We start from the raw sequence: 16,968 nt of genomic DNA, 5'->3' as shown, positions 1-16,968 counted from the left end.
CGCGGGTGCCGGGCGGGTGACGCGGCGCCGCGGCGCGGGCGTACGGCGCGGGCGCGCGATACGGGCGCATGACCAGGGCCCGGCACCGGTGGTGTCCGGTGCCGGGCCCTGGTCCGTGCCCTGCTCGTGCGGCGCGGTCAGCCCGTGATGGGCACCGGCACCAGCGTGGCGCGGAAGTGGCGCAGGATCGGCGACTGGTCGGTGATCCGGAAGCCGTACGCCTGGTCCGCGTTCTTGGCGATCTTGGCGAGCGTCTCGCCCACGTGGTCGTAGTGGCTGCGGGTGTAGACCCGGCGCGGCAGGGCGAGCCTGACCAGCTCGTACGGCGCGCTCTTGATCGGGTTCCCGTGCTCGTCCTCCTCACCGAGGTAGAGCGAGCCCAGCTCGGCCGAACGGATGCCGCCCTCCAGGTAGAGCTGGCAGGCCAGGGCGTGGCCGGGGTACTGGTGCGGCGGGATGTGCGGCAGCAACCGTCCGGCGTTGAGGTAGAGGGCGTGCATGCCCGGCGGCTCGACGATGTCCACGCCCGCGGCGCGGACCCGGTGGGCGAGGTGGGAGGCGATCTCGGCGCGCTCGGCGAGATAGCTCGGCTCGGTCACCTCGGTCAGCCCCTGCGCCATCATGTCGAGGTCGCGTCCGGCCAGACCGCCGTAGGTCGCGAACCCCTCGGTGGCGATGAGGAGCAGCTCGCACTTCTGGGCGAGCTCCGGGTCGTTGGTGCCGATGAAGCCGCCGATGTGGACGATGCCGTCCTTCTTGGCGCTCATCATGCAGCCGTCCGCCAGCCGGAACGCCTCCTCCGCGACCTGCCGGGGGGTGCGGTCGCGGTAACCCTCCTCATGGCGGGTGACCAGCCAGGCGTTCTCGGCGAACCGGGCGGCGTCCAGGAAGAGCGGAACGCCGTGCTGACGGCACAGGGCCGCCGTCCGCTTGAGGTTGTCCATGGAGACGGGCTGGCCGCCGCCGCCGTTGTTGGTGATGGTCATGACCACCACGGCGACCCGGGAGCCCTCGGGCCCGGACAGCGTCCGGGCGAGCGCCTCCAGGTCGATATTGCCCTTGAACGGCTCGGTGCTGTCGAGGTTCTTGGCCTCGGGACACGGCAGGTCGCGCGCCTCGGCCTCGTTCAGCTCGACATTGGCCCGGGTGGTGTCGAAGTGGGTGTTCGACAGCACGAGGTTGCCGCGCTCCAGCAGGGTGGTGAACAGCACCCGCTCGGCGGCGCGCCCCTGGTGGGCGGGGAGGACATGCGCGTAACCGGTGAGCTCGGTGACCGTCTCGTGGAACCGGTAGTACGAGCGGGAGCCCGAGTAGGACTCGTCGCCGGCCATCCCCGCGGCGAGCTGGGCGGCGGAGAGCGCTCCGGTGCCCGAGTCGGTGAGCAGATCGATGGTCACCTCTTCGGCACGCAGATCGAAGAGGTTGTAGTTCACCCGCCGCAGCGCCTCTTCGCGCTGCTGCCGGGTGGTGAAGGGTATCGGTTCGACGACCTTGATCCTGTACGGCTCCACGCTGACCGCTGCTCCTGTCTTCTCGTTGTTCCGTGTCTCGGCGGATGTCACAGCCGTGCCCGCACCCGGTCGCGGGTGGGGACCGTCTCGCGGGGCGGCCGGGTCCGGTACGCCTCGGAGGAGACGTAGACGGTCACCCGCCGCGGCCGGCCGCGCTCATGGACCAGCGCCAGGTAGGCGATCAGGCCCACTCCGTCGCCGAGGGGGCGCGGGCTCACGGCGGCCAGCGCCCGGTCGAGAGCTGCACTGTCCATGTCATGGCTGCGCAGCACGGCGACCGCCCTCTCCCGCGCCTCGCCGTCGTCCCGGACGTAGTCGCGGACGGGCACATGGAGGGTGTATCCGCTGGGCAGCCCGGTCGCCGTCTCCGTGAAGGAGTGGCAGGTGAGGGCGGGGCGCCCGGTGAGCCGGTCGGCGTCCTCATCGGCCCCGTCGGCGGTGAGGTCGTCGGCGGCGGGGAGGTCCCCCGCGGTGCGGAAGAACTCCTCCAGTTGTTCCCGGCCCGGTGCCGGTGACATCCGGGGGAGGGAGCCCGCCTCGGTGGGGGACATACCGGGGTGCTTGAGGTAGACCTTCACCCGCGGGGCGTCCCAGTCGCCGAGGTCCAGGGCGAAGAACGGGAAGCCGTCCGCCCGGGGCAGCGAGTCGAACGCCTGCCGATGGCCCAGCCTGGCCAGCGCCTCGCGTACGGTCTCGGCGGCCCGGTCGGCGCCGTTCGCCGAGGGGTTGAGATAGACCTTGACCCCGGGGACGCCGCCGGGGCGGAGCTCCAGGGCGCACCACAGGGCCAGCGGGCCCTCGGGGGACTGGGGGAAGAACAGGTCCTCGAGCCGGTCGAGCTGGTCGGTCGAGAACCCCCAGCGGTCCGCCATGGCGTGGATCGTCTGGAGGCCGGCCCGGCCGTTCTCCGCGAGGTCGTCGCCCCGGGAGCAGCCCGGTTCCACCAGGACCCGCAGGTCCGGAGCCTGCCCCGGCAGAAAGGCCAGGGAGAACTCCACGGGGCTGTGGTCGTCGGACAGAAAGGTCCGTGACGGGGGTGGCAGCGCCAACGGCCGTCCGGCCGAGGCGCCCAGACTCTCGATCAGTACCCCGGTGTAGGCGGCGGTATCGGCCTCGCTGAGCCCCGCCACCTGGCACAGCCGGGTGAGCTGGCCCGTGGTGAGGTCGCCGAGCAGCGCCTCACGCGAATTGAAACCGTTCATCGAACCTCCCGCTGAATCGAGAGGAACGGCTGTTTGGATTTGTGCGGCGGGGTAATCGGGCGGTCATGCCCCACGAGAAGATACCCGCCCCGTGGGGCGGGTATCTCGGTTCCCATCGCGTGTGCATCCGCGAAATTAGGGTAGGTGTTCGATTGGCCGCGGGGGTGGTGCAGTCGGGATATGAGTGAAACCGCGGATCGTCGACCGACGGTGGTGTCGTCGGCGGCGGGAGACCTCACGACAGCTCCTCTTAGGAATGGGCCAACAAAAATTGCGCGATAGTGCCTACCCGTTCAGTTGAACATTCATGCGGTATGAAATGGGTTCCGGATGTGGTGTGGATCACGTTCTCCACCATGAGAGGAACGAACTCCACAAGCCGCCCTTCTCCTGCTTATTCTGGGCGTGCCCGCGATGGTCGCCCGTTGGTATCTGTTGCTGTGCAACGGGCTGTTTGTCCGTACGTATCGGAGTGAATCGGGCAGGCAGCGCGGTCAGCCCGCGGTTGAACGGACCGGGGCGCCAGGTCAGGCTCGACTCGGGCACGGCGAGTTCAATATCGGGCAACTGGTTGAGCAGTTTTTCGATGGCCACCACACCGATGAGCTGAGCGGTGTCCTTGGCCGGGCAGGCGTGCGGACCGGCGCTCCAGGCGAGATGCGCCCGCTTGCTGAGCTGCTGCCGGGAGGTGGACAGCGCCGGGTCGGTGTTGGCCGCCGCGATGGAGACCATCACCAGATCGCCCGCCCGCAGCCGGGTTCCGGCGAAGTCCACGTCGGAAACCGGGTAATGGGGGGCGTAGTTGGACATCGGCGGGCTGTTCCACAGCACATCGTCGAGAGCGTCCTCGACCAGCAGCCCGGCACCCGCGTACCGCTCGTCGGAGAGCAGCAGGAGCAGCGCGTTGGCGATGAGGTTCCGCTGCGGCTCGGCGCCGGAGCCCAGCAGCAGAACGAGCTGGTGAACCATTTCCTCATCGGTCAACTGGGCATGGTGCTGCATAAGCCAGGAGGTGACATCTTCCCCGGGCTGCCTGCGCTTCAGCGCGACGAGTTCGCTGACGCTCTGGCCGAGCACCTCGTTCGCCTTCTCCGCGTTGATCCCGTCGAAGATCCCGGAAATGCCGAAGATGACCCGGTCGCCGATCTCCGCCGGGCATCCGAAGAGCTCATTGAAAACAAACAGCGGCAGCAGCTTGGCATAGTCGTTGAGCAGATCGGCCGAGCCGCGGGAGAGGAACTGGTCCATCAAGTAGTCCGCGACGCGCTCGACATGGCGGCTCAGTCGATGCGTATCCACCCGGGCCAGGCTGTCGGTCACCGCCTGCCGCAGCCGCATATGCTCGGCGCCATCGGTGAACATGCAGTTCGGCCGGTATTCCAGCAACGGGACGACCGGATTGTCCCGGGTGACCTTGCCCTCGTTGTATTCGCGCCAGCGGCGCGAGTCCTTCCGGAAGGTGTCGGGGTTCTGGAGCAACTGAAGCGCGGCCGAATAGTCCGTGATCAGCGTGGCCTCGACACCCGGGGAGAGCTCGACCGGTGCGGCCGGGCCGAACGAGCGCATATACGTGTAATAGGCACCCGGATCGGCGGCGAACTCCGTCCCGTACAGCGGCACCCGCTTGCCACTGCCATGGGCGGGGCAGCCGGGTGGCGGCACCGCCGAAAAATCCGATTGCGTGTTCATCAGGTGCTCCTAGCGGGTACGTTCCTGTAGGTAACGGACAAGCGCCATCAGGGCATTGGCCGATGACTTCTCGTCACGTGCGTCACAGGTGACGATGGGGGTCTCGGGCAGCAGATCGAGCGCCTCGCGCAATTCCGCGTCGGGGCGGGTCGGCGTGCCGTCGAAGTGATTGACGGAAATCGCATAGGGAAGTCCGTAGTGCTCCACCAGGTCGATGACCGGGAAGGATTCCTTGATGCGTTCGGGATCGACGAGGATCAGTGCCCCGAGAGCGCCCCGGGTCATGTCCTCCCACACCTGGACGAAGCGTTCCTGTCCAGGCGTTCCGAAGAGATAGAGGACAAGTCGCTCGCTCAGCGTGAGCCGGCCGAAGTCCATGGCCACGGTGGTCGTGGTCTTGCCCCGGGTACCCATGAGGTCGTCGACGTGGGCTCCGGCCTGAGTCATCCGCTCCTCGGTGCGCAGCGGAGGAATCTCGGACATGGTGCCGATGAACGTCGTCTTTCCGACCGCGAAATGCCCCACGACAAGAATCTTGGCCGCTACCTGCACCGCTTCGTTCAGATAGACATCGTCATCCGAAACGGGCCTGGAGCCCATCCAGCACCTCCTGAAGGAGCGAAACGTCGACAAGCTGCGCGGGAGGCGCGGGGGCACGGGTGATCAGGTACCCGTCCGATGAGAGATCGGACAGCAGAACCTTCACAATGCCGATCGGCAGCCCCATATGCCCCGCTATCTCGGCAACCGAGAGATAACCACCCGCGCACAGCTCCAAGAGGCTGCGCTTCTCCGGGTCGAGCTGACTGGGGGGTCTCTGTTCCGACGCGGTGACCAGCGTGATCAGGTTGAACTGGTCATTCTCCGGAAGCCCGCGACCGTTCGTGATGACGTACGGTCGCACTAATTGAGCGGACTGGGGCTCCTGCTCGCCTGGCGCCGTCATGCCTGTATTCCGGTGTTTTCGCGCGGTGGTGTGGACAGCGCCTTGCCGAGCTGCCCGACAAGCTGCTGCATCCGGAAGGTGATGTCGGCCATGTCGACATCCGGGGCGGAGGAGACCGCCAGATACGCGCCCTCACCCGCGGAGATGAGGAAGACCCAGCCACCGTCGAACTCGACCAGGGTCTGGCGCCATGTCATATGGGTGCCACCGCAGAAGCCGGCCATGGTGCGGCTCAGCGACTGGATGCCGCTCATCGCCGCGGCGACGGTGTCGGCCTCGTCCTTTTTGACCTCTTGAGAACGGGCCATCAGCAGACCGTCGGCGGAGACCAGGATCGCATGACGAGCCCCTGGTACTTCCAGGGCGCTCTCAAGCATCCATGACAGGTCGTTGTTCACTGAGGATCATGCCCTTCCCTGTTCGGGTTTGCTGAGCGTCCGGACTGCGTGCCGCGCTGGAACGCGCCCATGATCGATGCGGATTCCTCGCTCGTCCGGGCCGGGGCACTGGTGGAGTCCGCTCTGGGGACGATGGAAATCGAGCCCTTACGGCGACGTTTGGGCAGGCCCCCGGCGGTGGCACCGCTCACGGTCGAACCGCTGACGGCGGCACCGGTCATGGCGGAACCGCCCGGCTGCGACTGCTCGGCCTCGGCGGGAACGTGGTTCGTCGGCTGCTCTTCCGGCTCGGGCATATTGGTCAGAAGGTCCTCGGGGAGAAGCACGACCGCGCGTACACCACCGTAGGGAGAGGCCGAATCGACGGACACCGTGAAGCCATAGCGCGCGGCGAGCACACCGATCACCGCAAAACCGAACTGCGGCGGATTGCCCAGTCCTGTTACACCGGTGGCGTGTGTGGCCGAGAGCAGCTTGTCCGCCCGGTTCTTCTCCTCCTCGTTCATACCGACACCGGCGTCGTCGATGATGACGCAGACACCCTTGGGGACGGTGCGGATGGTGATGTCGATCGGCGAGTCGGGCGCGGAGTAACTGGTCGCGTTGTCCAAAAGCTCGGCCAGCGCCAGCGCGACGGGCTCCACGGCCCGGCTGACCAGGGCGAAGTTGCTCTGTGAGCGGATTTCCACCCGGGTGTAGTGGCGGATGCGGCCCTTGGCGCTGCGGACGACGTCGTACACCGACGCGACCGCGCGCTGCCGGCCCAGCCAGCCGTCACACAGCACCGCGATGGACTGCGCACGCCGACCGAACTGCGAGTTCATATGGTCGATCTCCAGGAGGTCCTGGAGAAGCTGATGCTCGCCGTATTTGTCCTGGGTCTTGGAGATGGCGAGCTGCTGCTCGTTGGCGAGGCCCTGAAGCGTACGCATGGCGGACTTCAGAGCGCTCTTGGTGGCCTCCTCGGCGCGGTTGTGAGCCTCCTGGACCGCCTCGGCGTAATTGTTGTCGAGGTCGGCCGCGCGTTTCTCGAGCTCCGCCTTCTCCTGGCGCAGATTCGCTCGCGCCTTTCGCCCGCGGACAATGGCGGTTGCGGCGAGAGGCGTGCCGGCGATCAGGGCCCAGAACGCTGGATCCTGTAGATATTGCGTCATTAAGACTCTCTTTGAACGACTAGACCGCCAGGGACTTTAGGGAGGTGTGGTGCGTTATGCGTCTGGAGGGTGCCTGAGCAGCGGTAAGTCAGCGCTCGTACGGCGCCCGCGGGTTCCGGGGACATCGCACTCGTCTTGCCGACGGCAGCGCACAGGCGTCGGTGCGCCGGAACGGCTCCATATGCCCAACTGGCGGCATAATGCTCCTCAGAGTGGGGACCCTCTCGGCTGATGTGCCGGATCGCCGTGTGTCTTACGCGCCCTTGGCTCGCCTGGCAAGCGCGGTGATCGTATCACCGGTATCACTGGGCCCCGTGCATGTGCCCCAGTCCCATTCGTTCATCTGACGTCGTTTCAGCCACACCGCCAGTTCACCGCGTTGACCGACGTCAGGGCAGGTGCCGGGGGTTCGTATCGGGGCGGCGCGGGCAACAGCCGAACGGCGGTCGCAGCCATCAGATATCCGGGCATTCGACCCGCGCCGTGCATGGGTGGTGAAGGGTGTGTGGAGATGAATGGGGAATTCCGCTGGGCATTCATCCCGGTCATTACTCTCTTATTCTCTTTGTTCTGCTTATTCACTTATTTCTCGTGTTGCCCGTTACTTCCGGCAGGCCGGAGGCGGCGACTGGTCGCGGGTATCGTCGGGGGGTGTCGGAACAGCCCCGTGACAGCTCCGCTCCCACCCTCTTCACCTGGGAGTTCGCCACCGATCCCTACCCTGCGTACGCCTGGCTGCGCGAGCACGCCCCGGTGCACCGGACCACGCTGCCCAGCGGTGTCGACGCCTGGCTGGTGACCCGTTACGCGGATGCCAGGAAGGCGCTGGCCGACCCCCGGCTCTCCAAGAACCCCCAGCGGCACAGCGCGGCCGCCCACGCAAAGGGCAAGGTGGGCATTCCCGGCGAGCAGCGTGCCGATCTGATGACACATCTACTCAATATCGACCCTCCCGACCACACCCGGCTGCGGCGCCTGGTCTCCACGGCGTTCACCCCGCGCCGGGTGGCCGCGTTCGCCCCTCGGGTGCGGACCCTCACCGATCAGCTCATCGACGCCTTCGAGGAAAGGGGAGAGGCCGACCTCATCCATGAGTTCGCCTTCCCTCTCCCTATTTATGCGATCTGCGATCTGCTCGGGGTGCCGCGCGAGGACCAGGACGACTTCCGGGACTGGGCCGGCGCGATGATCCGGCACGGCGGCGGCCCGCGCGGCGGAGTGGCCCGCGCCGTGAAGCGGATCCGCGCGTATCTCGGCGAGCTGATCCACCGCAAGCGCCTGGAGCCCGCGCGGCGGAGAGAAGAAGAGGACGGGGAGGACCTGATCTCGGGGCTGATCCGGGCCAGTGACCACGGTGAGCACCTCACCGAGAACGAGGCCGCGGCCATGGCCTTCATCCTCTTGTTCGCCGGCTTCGAGACCACCGTCAACCTCATCGGCAACGGCGTCTACGCACTGCTGCGCCATCCGGAGCAGCGCGCCGTCATGCAGCGGGCCCTGGAAGAAGGGGACGAGCGGCTGCTGGCCGCCGGGGTCGAGGAGCTGCTGCGCTACGACGGGCCCGTGGAGATCGCCACCTGGCGGTTCGCCACCGAGCCGCTCACCCTCGCGGGGCAGCGCATCGCCGAAGGGGAGCCGGTGCTGGTGGTGCTCGCCGCCGCCGACCGGGACCCCGAGCGGTTCGCGGAGCCCGACGTTCTCGACCTCACCCGCCGCGACAACCAGCACCTCGGCTACGGCCACGGCATCCACTACTGCCTCGGCGCCCCGCTCGCCCGGCTGGAGGCGCAGACCGCGATCGCCACCGCGCTGCGGCGGCTGCCCGGACTGCGGCTCGCGGCGGAGCCGGAGGAGCTGCGGTGGCGCGGCGGGCTCATCATGCGCGGGCTGCGCACGCTCCCGGTGACCTGGAAGTCCGCGGATCGCTGAGGCGTCCAAGCCCCGTACGTACGGACATTGGTGACGAATGATCAGCCGTGTGACCGTGGCGTGACCTGGGATACATCGGCTTGTGATGATCGAGTGCCCTCGCTATGTTCACCGGCAACCGAGTTCGCCATAGAGAGGGCAATCGCATGCGTTCCGGTAATGGTCGACACCGTCGCCCCCGTCAGGCCCCGGCCATCATCGTCGCGGCGGGGGTCACGGGAGCGAGCATCGCCCTGCCCCTCTTCGGGGCGTCCGGCGCACAGGCCGCCCAGGCCGCCACCTGGGATCAGGTCGCCGAGTGCGAGAGCGGCGGGATGTGGAGCGCCAACGAGGGCAACGGCTTCTACGGCGGACTCCAGCTCACCCTCGACATGTGGAAGGACTACGGCGGCACGCAGTACGCCCCGCGTCCCGATCTGGCCAGCCGCTCCCAGCAGATATCCGTGGCCCAGTCGATCCTCGGCGACCGCGGCCCCGACGCCTGGCCGAGCTGTGCGCTGGGCGCCGGGCTCACCGACGGCTCCGGGGCCCCCGATGTGAACCCCGGCGACACGGCCACCCGGGACCAGGGGACCGGCCGGGGCGAGGCGGGGGACCGGGAGCGGGACGGCGCCTCCTCGCGGGACTCGGACCGTTCGGGGACGTCCGACGGCACCGGTAAGCCGGATTCGTCCGGATCGACCGGGAAGCCGGAGGCCCCCCACACCTCCAAGTCCCCCGACGGACTGGACGGCTCGGCATCGGACACCCCGACGTCGGACGGCTCGGCCTCGGACGACCCGGCCTCGGACGACCCGCACGGCTCGGCGTCGGACGGTTCGAAGGGCTCCTCGGCGGATCCCTCCGCCGACCCCTCGCCCTCCGGCCGCCACCGCGGCACCCCGGACGCCGGGAAGCGGGCCGAGGGCGGCGATCCGGCGGACGGGCGGCCCTCCGGCCGCCACGCCTCGCGCGGCGCCGCGGACCGCGACCGGAGCCCCGAGGCCGACGATTACACTGTTCGCCCCGGTGACAACCTGTCAGGCATCGCCGAGGACCGGAATGTGTCCCGAGGTTGGGAAGGGCTCTACGAGAGCAACCAGGACCTCATCGGAGTCGACCCCGACCTGATCATCCCTGGTCAGCGACTTGACCTCACCATCAGGGAGCAGTGATTCGGGGGGAATTGCCCGATCTGGTTCCGGTGAGACATACATCTCGTCACAATTTCCGGGGCGCACCTCGTGTCCGATCTCTCCGCACCCGGCCCTACCTGCGCCGATGTGGGTCGGGTGAGATCAATTACAGCCTCATTCGCTGCCATTGGGGTGTTTGAACGTTCTCGGGAGGTGTGTTTAACGTCTTCCCGCTCGCCACCGCGGGCACCGTCGATCGTCACGCCGAATCCTGCCGGCGGTCGGGGGGAATCCGACGCGTCAGCGCCGAAGGCAGGAGCGGGGGACCCAAGGTAGGTGCCGAGTGGCCTGTGGACACGGGCTCGTCGGCTAGGGGTGAAGCCGGGAACGATCCTCGATCGCGACCGGCCGGGCAACTCACGTCCGAACCCGACAGCTCACCTCGTAGGCGTCGGTGAGGAAACGAACCAACGATGCTGAAGTCCAACGGGAAGCACCGCCGTCCCTCCAAGGCCACCCGTATCGCCACGCTCACCGGTCTCGCCGGTGCCGCCGTGGCGGCGCCCCTCATCGGGGCGACCTCCGCCTCCGCGGCCACCACCTCCCAGTGGGACCAGGTCGCGCAGTGCGAGGCCGGCGGCAACTGGTCGATCAACACCGGCAACGGCTACTACGGCGGCCTCCAGTTCTCGAGCTCCACCTGGGCCGCGTACGGCGGCACCGCCTACGCGCCCACCGCGGACAAGGCCAGCAAGAGCCAGCAGATCCAGATAGCCGAGAAGGTCCTCGGCAGCCAGGGCAAGGGCGCCTGGCCGGTCTGCGGCAAGGGGCTGACCTCCGGCGGCAGCCCGTCCGCGCCCTCCGCCCCCTCCGCCCCCTCCGCGCCGTCCGGTTCGCAGGGCCAGTCCTCGGTCTCCACCAAGTCGGCCCCGGCCGCCCAGCCCGCCCAGCCCAAGGCTCAGCCGCACTCCGCGCCCGAGCGCGCCACGCGTGAGCAGACCCGTGGCCCGATCAAGAAGGGTGACGGCGAGTACAAGGTCAAGTCCGGCGACACCCTCGGCAAGATCGCCAAGGAGCACCACGTCAAGGGCGGCTGGAAGAAGCTCTTCAAGCTGAACAACGACATCGTGGAGAAGGCCGACCTGATCTACCCGGGCCAGAAGCTGCACCTCGGCTGAGCCACGGTGCGCACCTGAGCGACGAGCCCCGGTCGGGCGTGCCGCCCCCATGGCGCGCCCCACCGGGGCTCCCTCATTGCCAGATTCACCAGAAATCTGGATATGTGATTCGGAATCCGGCTTTTTGTGCCACGCCTCTGTCTCGTGGGGCGGGCGAACGCGGGGTGCAGCCCTCCCGGCCCGTTAGGCTCGTGCTGCTACCGCTGACCCATACGAAGGAGAACCTCGTGCCGTCCATCGACGTCGTCGTAGCTCGCGAGATCCTCGACTCGCGAGGCAACCCCACGGTCGAGGTCGAGGTCGGCCTCGACGACGGCAGCACCGGCCGTGCCGCCGTTCCGTCCGGCGCCTCCACCGGCGCCTTCGAGGCCCTCGAACTCCGTGACGGCGACAAGAACCGCTACAACGGCAAGGGCGTGGAGAAGGCCGTCCTCGCCGTCATCGAGCAGATCGGCCCCGAGCTGGTCGGCTACGACGCCACCGAGCAGCGTCTGATCGACCAGGCGATGTTCGACCTGGACGCCACCCCGGACAAGTCCTCGCTCGGTGCCAACGCCATCCTCGGCGTCTCCCTCGCGGTCGCGCACGCCGCCTCCGAGGCGTCCGACCTCCCGCTCTTCCGTTACCTGGGCGGCCCGAACGCCCATCTGCTGCCGGTCCCGATGATGAACATCCTCAACGGCGGATCGCACGCCGACTCCAATGTGGACATCCAGGAGTTCATGATCGCACCCGTGGGCGCGGAGTCCTTCTCCGAGGCCGTGCGCTGGGGCGCCGAGGTCTACCACACCCTGAAGTCCGTGCTGAAGGAGCGCGGGCTGTCCACCGGCCTCGGCGACGAGGGCGGCTTCGCGCCGAACCTCGGCTCCAACCGTGAGGCCCTCGACCTGATCCTCGAGGCGATCAAGAAGGCCGGCTACCAGCCGGGCCAGGACATCGCGCTCGCGCTCGACGTCGCCGCCTCCGAGTTCTACAAGGACGGGTCGTACGAGTTCGAGGGCAAGTCCCGCACCGCCGCGGAGATGACCTCCTACTACGCCGAGCTGGTCGCCGCGTACCCGCTGGTCTCCATCGAGGACCCGCTGAACGAGGAGGACTGGGACGGCTGGAAGACCATCACCGAGCAGCTCGGCGACAAGGTCCAGCTCGTCGGCGACGACCTCTTCGTCACCAACCCGGAGCGGCTCGCCCGCGGTATCGACAGCGACACCGCGAACGCCCTGCTGGTCAAGGTCAACCAGATCGGCTCGCTGACCGAGACCCTGGACGCCGTCGAGCTGGCCCAGCGCAGCGGCTACAAGTGCATGATGTCGCACCGCTCCGGTGAGACCGAGGACGTCACCATCGCCGACCTGGCCGTCGCCACCAACTGCGGCCAGATCAAGACCGGCGCCCCGGCCCGCTCCGAGCGCGTGGCCAAGTACAACCAGTTGCTGCGCATCGAGGAGATCCTCGACGACGCCGCGGTGTACGCGGGCCGCTCGGCGTTCCCGCGCTTCAAGGGCTGATCCGCGTAGACCTGCGTACGCCCTCAAGTAGCAGACACGTCTGACACCCGTCCCCGGCCGCGGTCCCGTACCGTGACCGGGGACGGCGTTACGCGTCACTCAAGCGAAGTCATCACAGGGGAGGCGACGTGCCGGCGGATCGGGAACGGTTCTCCACCGCGACCAGGCTCAAGGCGCTCGGCGAGCATGCCGCCGCCCGGGTCTACCGGGTGCGGACCAAGCGCCGCCGGGGCCGGCTGACCGGCCGCGCGGCCCTGCTCGCGCTGGTCGTCTGCTCCCTCGTGGTGGCGCTCGCCTACCCGATGCGGCAGTACATCTCCCAGCGCTCCGACATCGCCGAGCAGCGCAGCGAGGCCCAGCGGGCCCGCGAGGACGTGAAGAAGCTGCGGGAGCGGAAGGCCCGGCTGCGCGACCCCGCCTACACCGAGCAGCAGGCCCGGGAGCGGCTGCACTTCCTGATGCCGGGGGAGACCGGCTACAGCGTGGTGGACGGCAGCGGCTTCATCGAGCGCTCCACCGACCAGGGCGCGGCCGGCCGCCCCTGGTACTCCAACCTCTGGGACGCCGTGGACACGGCGGACGCGGCGGGGGCGGGCAGCGCGCGCCGCTGAGGCCCCGCGCTCCGGCCACCGGTCGCACCCGGCGTTCGAACCGACACGAAGAAGAAGAACTTTCCCACTCATGGATACGCCCCCGCCCCAGACGGAGCCCACCGCGCCCACCGACGCGGACATCCACGCCGTACGGGAGCAGCTCAGCCGCGTGCCCCGGGGCCTGCGTGCGATCGCGCACCGCTGCCCCTGCGGCAATCCGGACGTCGTGGAGACCGCGCCGCGGCTCGAGGACGGTACGCCCTTCCCCACCCTCTACTACCTGACCTGCCCGCGCGCCGCGTCCGCGATCGGCACGCTGGAGGCCGAGGGCGTGATGAAGGAGATGACGGCCCGGCTGGCCACCGACCCCGAACTGGCCGCCGCCTATCGCGCCGCCCACGAGGACTACATCGCGCGCCGCGACGCCATCGAGGTGCTCCAGGGCTTCCCCAGCGCGGGCGGGATGCCCGACCGGGTGAAGTGCCTGCACGTCCTGGTCGCCCATGCCCTCGCGGCCGGGCCCGGGGTCAATCCGCTCGGGGACGAGGCGCTCGCGATGCTGCCGGAGTGGTGGCGCAAGGGCCCGTGCGTGAGCCCCTGCGGGGCCGAGGGCGCGAGCCGAGAGGAGGGCGCATGACCCGCGTCGCGGCCGTGGACTGCGGCACCAACTCGATCCGGCTGCTGGTGGCGGACGCCGATCCGGCCACCGGGGAGCTGACCGAACTCGACCGCCGGATGAAGATCGTCCGGCTGGGCCAGGGCGTGGACCGCACCGGACGGCTCGCCCCCGAGGCCCTTCAGCGCACCTTCGCCGCCTGCCGCGAGTACGCGGAGGTCATCGGTGAGCTGGGCGCCGAGCGCATCCGCTTCGTGGCCACCTCCGCCTCCCGGGACGCCGAGAACCGCGAGGAGTTCGTGCGCGGGGTCGTGGAGATCCTGGGCGTGGAGCCCGAGGTGATCACCGGGGACCAGGAGGCGGAGTTCTCCTTCACCGGGGCCACCAAGGAGCTCAAGGGCCATGACCATGTGGCCGGGCCGTATCTGGTGGTGGACATCGGCGGCGGTTCGACGGAGTTCGTCGAGGGCGGCGAGGGGGTGCGGGCGGCCCGCAGCGTGGACATCGGCTGCGTCCGGCTGACCGAGCGCCATCTGGTGGCCGACGGCCGGATCACCGATCCCCCGACGGAGGATCAGATCGCCGCGATAAAGGGCGATGTGGACGCGGCGCTCGACCTCGCCGAGCGGACCGTGCCGCTCACCGGTGGCTGCCGTCCCGCGGACGGCCATGCGCTGGTCGGGCTGGCCGGTTCGGTCACCACGGTGGCCGGAATCGCGCTGGGTCTGGAGGAGTACGACTCCTCCGCGATCCACCACTCGCGGATCACCGTCGATCAGGTCCGCGAGATCACCGCGAAGCTGCTCGGCTCCACCCACGCCGAGCGGGCGGAGATCCCGGTGATGCACCCGGGGCGGGTCGATGTGATCGGCGCGGGGGCCCTCATCCTGCTTTCGATCATGGAAAGGACCGGCGCCGGGGAGGTCGTGGTGAGCGAACATGACATCCTCGACGGGATCGCCTGGAGCATCGCCTGAGCGGGCGGAACAACGTATGAGCGGCCACGGAACGCCCTTCGGGGGCCTCCCGTGAACCGCCTCCGAGAAAGTTCGTGAAACTCTTCACATGAAAAAGGCGCCTGGTGGCCGACCGATACGGCCCTCCGGGGCGGTTTCGGTGTCCGGGGCCCGTCGCCGACCGGATCGTGAGGTGTCAGGGGGGTGTCGCAGGCCCCGGTGCCGACCGTTTGGTCTACTCCCCAGTTCAATCACAAGCCCTGCTCAGAGGGGCCGGGAACGTGCCGCTCCGCCTAGTGGTTCCCCTGTGCGGATATGGCATCCGTCACGGGGGCGGCGGAGTGTAGCAGATACCGTCACCATGCTTGTGAAGGGGCTCACGAGGTCCCCCTCGGGGGGTGCTGGATACTCGAAACATGAGCACCACGGAGCGTCCCAGGATCCTCGTTGTAGGCGGTGGGTACGTAGGCCTGTACGCGGCACGCCGCATCCTCAAGAAGATGCGGTACGGCGAGGCGACCGTCACGGTCGTCGACCCGCGCTCGTACATGACGTACCAGCCCTTCCTCCCCGAAGCTGCGGCCGGCAGCATCTCCCCGCGCCACGTCGTGGTTCCGCTGCGGCGCGTGCTCCCCAAGGCGGAGGTCCTCACCGGCCGAGTGTCGACCATCGACCAGGACCGCAAGGTCGCCGTCATCCAGCCGCTCGTCGGCGAGACGTACGAGCTGCCCTTCGACTACCTGGTCGTCGCCCTCGGCGCGGTCTCCCGCACCTTCCCGATCCCCGGTCTCGCCGAGAACGGCATCGGCATGAAGGGCATAGAGGAGGCCATCGGCCTGCGCAACCACGTCCTCGAGCAGCTCGACAAGGCCGACTCCACCACGGACGAGGAGATCCGCCGCAAGGCGCTCACCTTCGTCTTCGTCGGCGGTGGCTTCGCCGGCGCGGAGACCATCGGCGAGATCGAGGACATGGCCCGTGACGCGGCCAAGTACTACCCGAACGTGAAGCGCGAGGACATGCGCTTCGTCCTCGTCGACGCCGCCGACAAGATCCTCCCCGAGGTCGGCCCGAAGCTCGGCCAGTGGGGTCTGGAGCACCTCCAGAAGCGCGGTGTCGAGGTCTACCTCAAGACCTCGATGGACTCCTGCGTCGGCGGCCATGTCGTCCTCAAGAACGGCCTCGAGGTCGACTCCAACACCATCGTGTGGACCGCCGGCGTCAAGCCCAACCCGGCGCTGGCCCGCTTCGGCCTGCCGCTCGGCCCGCGCGGCCATGTGGACACCGCCCCGACCCTCCAGGTCCAGGGCACCGACTACATCTGGGCCGCGGGCGACAACGCCCAGGTGCCGGACCTCGCCGTCGGCGAGGGCGCCTGGTGCCCGCCGAACGCCCAGCACGCGCTGCGCCAGGCCAAGGTCCTCGGCGACAACGTGATCTCGGGCATGCGGGGCTTCCCGCAGGGCGAGTACAAGCACGCCAACAAGGGCGCCGTCGCGGGCCTGGGCCTCCACAAGGGCGTCGCGATGATCGTCTTCGGCAAGATGAAGATCAAGCTGAAGGGCCGTCTCGCCTGGTACATGCACCGTGGCTACCACGGCATGGCCATGCCGACCTTCAACCGCAAGATCCGGGTGGTCGCCGACTGGACGCTGGGGATGTTCCTCAAGCGCGAGGTCGTCTCGCTCGGTGCCATCGAGAACCCCCGCGAGGAGTTCTACGAGGCCGCCTCCCCGGTCAGCGCCGCCACCGCGGTCAAGCCGTCGGCACCGGCCGAGAAGGCCAAGGCGTCCTGACCTCCGGGCCGGACCCGCACATCTGACGCCGAGGGCGTCCGCCATCCGTGGGGCGGGCGCCCTTTCGCCTGCCCGCCGATGGCTCGCCTTTTGAAGCTGTTTTGCCGATTCCAGACGTGTCGGCGGGACTGCGAAGCGGGTTCCATGGTGTTTACGTGGTGAGTGAATCTTCCTGACTCGCCATCACGGAGGTGTGACATGTCCGACGCCGCTGGGCGGATCGCCACCCTGGCCAAGGAGGTGCTGGGAGACCCCCTCCCGATCCGCGTCCGCGCCTGGGACCACAGCGAGACCGGCCCGCCCGGCGCCCCCACCCTGGTCATCCGGCGCCGCCGGGCGCTGCGCCGGCTGCTGTGGCGGCCGGGCGAGCTGGGCCT

General features: G+C 68.8%; 15 protein-coding genes, 1 pseudogene and 1 riboswitch. Of the genes and pseudogenes, 9 read left to right on the top strand and 7 right to left on the bottom strand.

Annotation, left to right across the window (positions count from 1 at the left end):
• Positions 1-137: 137 nt before the first annotated feature.
• The 7 genes from KN815_RS34705 to KN815_RS34675 all read right to left on the bottom strand — a co-directional run bounded on the left by KN815_RS34705 (position 138) and on the right by KN815_RS34675 (position 6,900).
• Positions 138-1,511 carry a tryptophanase gene (locus KN815_RS34705; protein WP_216345822.1) on the bottom strand — a complete coding sequence of 458 codons (1,374 nt, stop codon included), beginning with the start codon at positions 1,509-1,511 and terminating at the stop codon, positions 138-140.
• 47 nt (positions 1,512-1,558) lie between these two features.
• The gene (locus KN815_RS34700) at positions 1,559-2,713 is read right to left on the bottom strand and encodes a tryptophan dimethylallyltransferase family protein (protein WP_216345821.1); all 1,155 of its coding nucleotides are present in this window, start codon (positions 2,711-2,713) and stop codon (positions 1,559-1,561) included.
• A gap of 342 nt (positions 2,714-3,055) precedes the next feature.
• The gene (locus KN815_RS34695; protein ID WP_216345820.1) at positions 3,056-4,402 is read right to left on the bottom strand and encodes a cytochrome P450; all 1,347 of its coding nucleotides are present in this window, start codon (positions 4,400-4,402) and stop codon (positions 3,056-3,058) included.
• A gap of 9 nt (positions 4,403-4,411) precedes the next feature.
• Positions 4,412-5,002, bottom strand: coding sequence for a GTP-binding protein (locus KN815_RS34690; protein ID WP_216345819.1), 591 nt, complete (start codon positions 5,000-5,002; stop codon positions 4,412-4,414).
• Positions 4,977-5,348 carry a DUF742 domain-containing protein gene (locus KN815_RS34685; protein ID WP_014061272.1) on the bottom strand — a complete coding sequence of 124 codons (372 nt, stop codon included), beginning with the start codon at positions 5,346-5,348 and terminating at the stop codon, positions 4,977-4,979. Before KN815_RS34685 ends, KN815_RS34690 begins: the two co-directional genes overlap by 26 nt.
• Positions 5,345-5,746, bottom strand: coding sequence for a roadblock/LC7 domain-containing protein (locus KN815_RS34680; protein ID WP_216345818.1), 402 nt, complete (start codon positions 5,744-5,746; stop codon positions 5,345-5,347). The genes KN815_RS34685 and KN815_RS34680 overlap by 4 nt, the downstream gene beginning before the upstream one ends.
• Positions 5,743-6,900: a sensor histidine kinase gene (locus KN815_RS34675; protein WP_216345817.1), complete on the bottom strand. Its 1,158-nt coding sequence runs from the start codon at positions 6,898-6,900 to the stop codon at positions 5,743-5,745. The genes KN815_RS34680 and KN815_RS34675 overlap by 4 nt, the downstream gene beginning before the upstream one ends.
• A 651-nt stretch (positions 6,901-7,551) precedes the next feature.
• On the opposite strand from KN815_RS34675, the gene KN815_RS34670 reads away from it, so the two are divergent.
• From KN815_RS34670 to KN815_RS50940, 9 genes and pseudogenes are all read left to right on the top strand, one after another.
• Complete coding sequence (locus tag KN815_RS34670; protein WP_216345816.1) at positions 7,552-8,829, top strand: cytochrome P450 family protein; 1,278 nt, start codon at positions 7,552-7,554, stop codon at positions 8,827-8,829.
• Positions 8,830-8,975: 146 nt separating this feature from the next.
• Positions 8,976-9,983 carry a LysM peptidoglycan-binding domain-containing protein gene (locus KN815_RS34665; protein ID WP_216345815.1) on the top strand — a complete coding sequence of 336 codons (1,008 nt, stop codon included), beginning with the start codon at positions 8,976-8,978 and terminating at the stop codon, positions 9,981-9,983.
• 255 nt (positions 9,984-10,238) lie between these two features.
• Positions 10,239-10,410, top strand: a riboswitch (cyclic di-AMP (ydaO/yuaA leader).
• 7 nt (positions 10,411-10,417) lie between these two features.
• Complete coding sequence (locus KN815_RS34660) at positions 10,418-11,122, top strand: LysM peptidoglycan-binding domain-containing protein (protein WP_216345814.1); 705 nt, start codon at positions 10,418-10,420, stop codon at positions 11,120-11,122.
• A 227-nt stretch (positions 11,123-11,349) separates the two neighbouring features.
• Complete coding sequence (eno, locus tag KN815_RS34655; RefSeq protein WP_208520894.1) at positions 11,350-12,630, top strand: phosphopyruvate hydratase; 1,281 nt, start codon at positions 11,350-11,352, stop codon at positions 12,628-12,630.
• Positions 12,631-12,758: 128 nt separating this feature from the next.
• Positions 12,759-13,241, top strand: coding sequence for an FtsB family cell division protein (locus KN815_RS34650; RefSeq protein ID WP_216345813.1), 483 nt, complete (start codon positions 12,759-12,761; stop codon positions 13,239-13,241).
• 70 nt (positions 13,242-13,311) lie between these two features.
• Positions 13,312-13,860: a DUF501 domain-containing protein gene (locus tag KN815_RS34645; protein ID WP_216345812.1), complete on the top strand. Its 549-nt coding sequence runs from the start codon at positions 13,312-13,314 to the stop codon at positions 13,858-13,860.
• A complete protein-coding gene (locus KN815_RS34640; RefSeq protein WP_216345811.1) occupies positions 13,857-14,816 on the top strand; it encodes a Ppx/GppA phosphatase family protein in 960 nt (319 codons plus the stop codon). Before KN815_RS34645 ends, KN815_RS34640 begins: the two co-directional genes overlap by 4 nt.
• 395 nt (positions 14,817-15,211) lie before the next feature.
• Positions 15,212-16,591, top strand: coding sequence for an NAD(P)/FAD-dependent oxidoreductase (locus KN815_RS34635; protein ID WP_216345810.1), 1,380 nt, complete (start codon positions 15,212-15,214; stop codon positions 16,589-16,591).
• 198 nt (positions 16,592-16,789) lie between these two features.
• A pseudogene (locus KN815_RS50940) lies at positions 16,790-16,968 on the top strand (SAM-dependent methyltransferase); the annotation flags it as partial.

It is taken from the genome of Streptomyces niphimycinicus (assembly GCF_018883605.1).
Classification (GTDB): domain Bacteria; phylum Actinomycetota; class Actinomycetes; order Streptomycetales; family Streptomycetaceae; genus Streptomyces; species Streptomyces niphimycinicus.
This window is presented reverse-complemented; position numbering and strand designations above follow the sequence as displayed.

What these genes read in the sequence shown, in the direction of transcription:
- KN815_RS34700 (WP_216345821.1), bottom strand. Translation starts at nt 2,713, where the DNA reads ATGAACGGTTTCAATTCGCGTGAGGCGCTGCTCGGCGACCTCACCACG.
- KN815_RS34695 (WP_216345820.1), bottom strand. Translation starts at nt 4,402, where the DNA reads ATGAACACGCAATCGGATTTTTCGGCGGTGCCGCCACCCGGCTGCCCC.
- KN815_RS34690 (WP_216345819.1), bottom strand. Translation starts at nt 5,002, where the DNA reads ATGGGCTCCAGGCCCGTTTCGGATGACGATGTCTATCTGAACGAAGCG.
- KN815_RS34685 (WP_014061272.1), bottom strand. Translation starts at nt 5,348, where the DNA reads ATGACGGCGCCAGGCGAGCAGGAGCCCCAGTCCGCTCAATTAGTGCGA.
- KN815_RS34675 (WP_216345817.1), bottom strand. Translation starts at nt 6,900, where the DNA reads ATGACGCAATATCTACAGGATCCAGCGTTCTGGGCCCTGATCGCCGGC.
- KN815_RS34665 (WP_216345815.1), top strand. Translation starts at nt 8,976, where the DNA reads ATGCGTTCCGGTAATGGTCGACACCGTCGCCCCCGTCAGGCCCCGGCC.
- KN815_RS34660 (WP_216345814.1), top strand. Translation starts at nt 10,418, where the DNA reads ATGCTGAAGTCCAACGGGAAGCACCGCCGTCCCTCCAAGGCCACCCGT.
- KN815_RS34645 (WP_216345812.1), top strand. Translation starts at nt 13,312, where the DNA reads ATGGATACGCCCCCGCCCCAGACGGAGCCCACCGCGCCCACCGACGCG.
- KN815_RS34640 (WP_216345811.1), top strand. Translation starts at nt 13,857, where the DNA reads ATGACCCGCGTCGCGGCCGTGGACTGCGGCACCAACTCGATCCGGCTG.
- KN815_RS34635 (WP_216345810.1), top strand. Translation starts at nt 15,212, where the DNA reads ATGAGCACCACGGAGCGTCCCAGGATCCTCGTTGTAGGCGGTGGGTAC.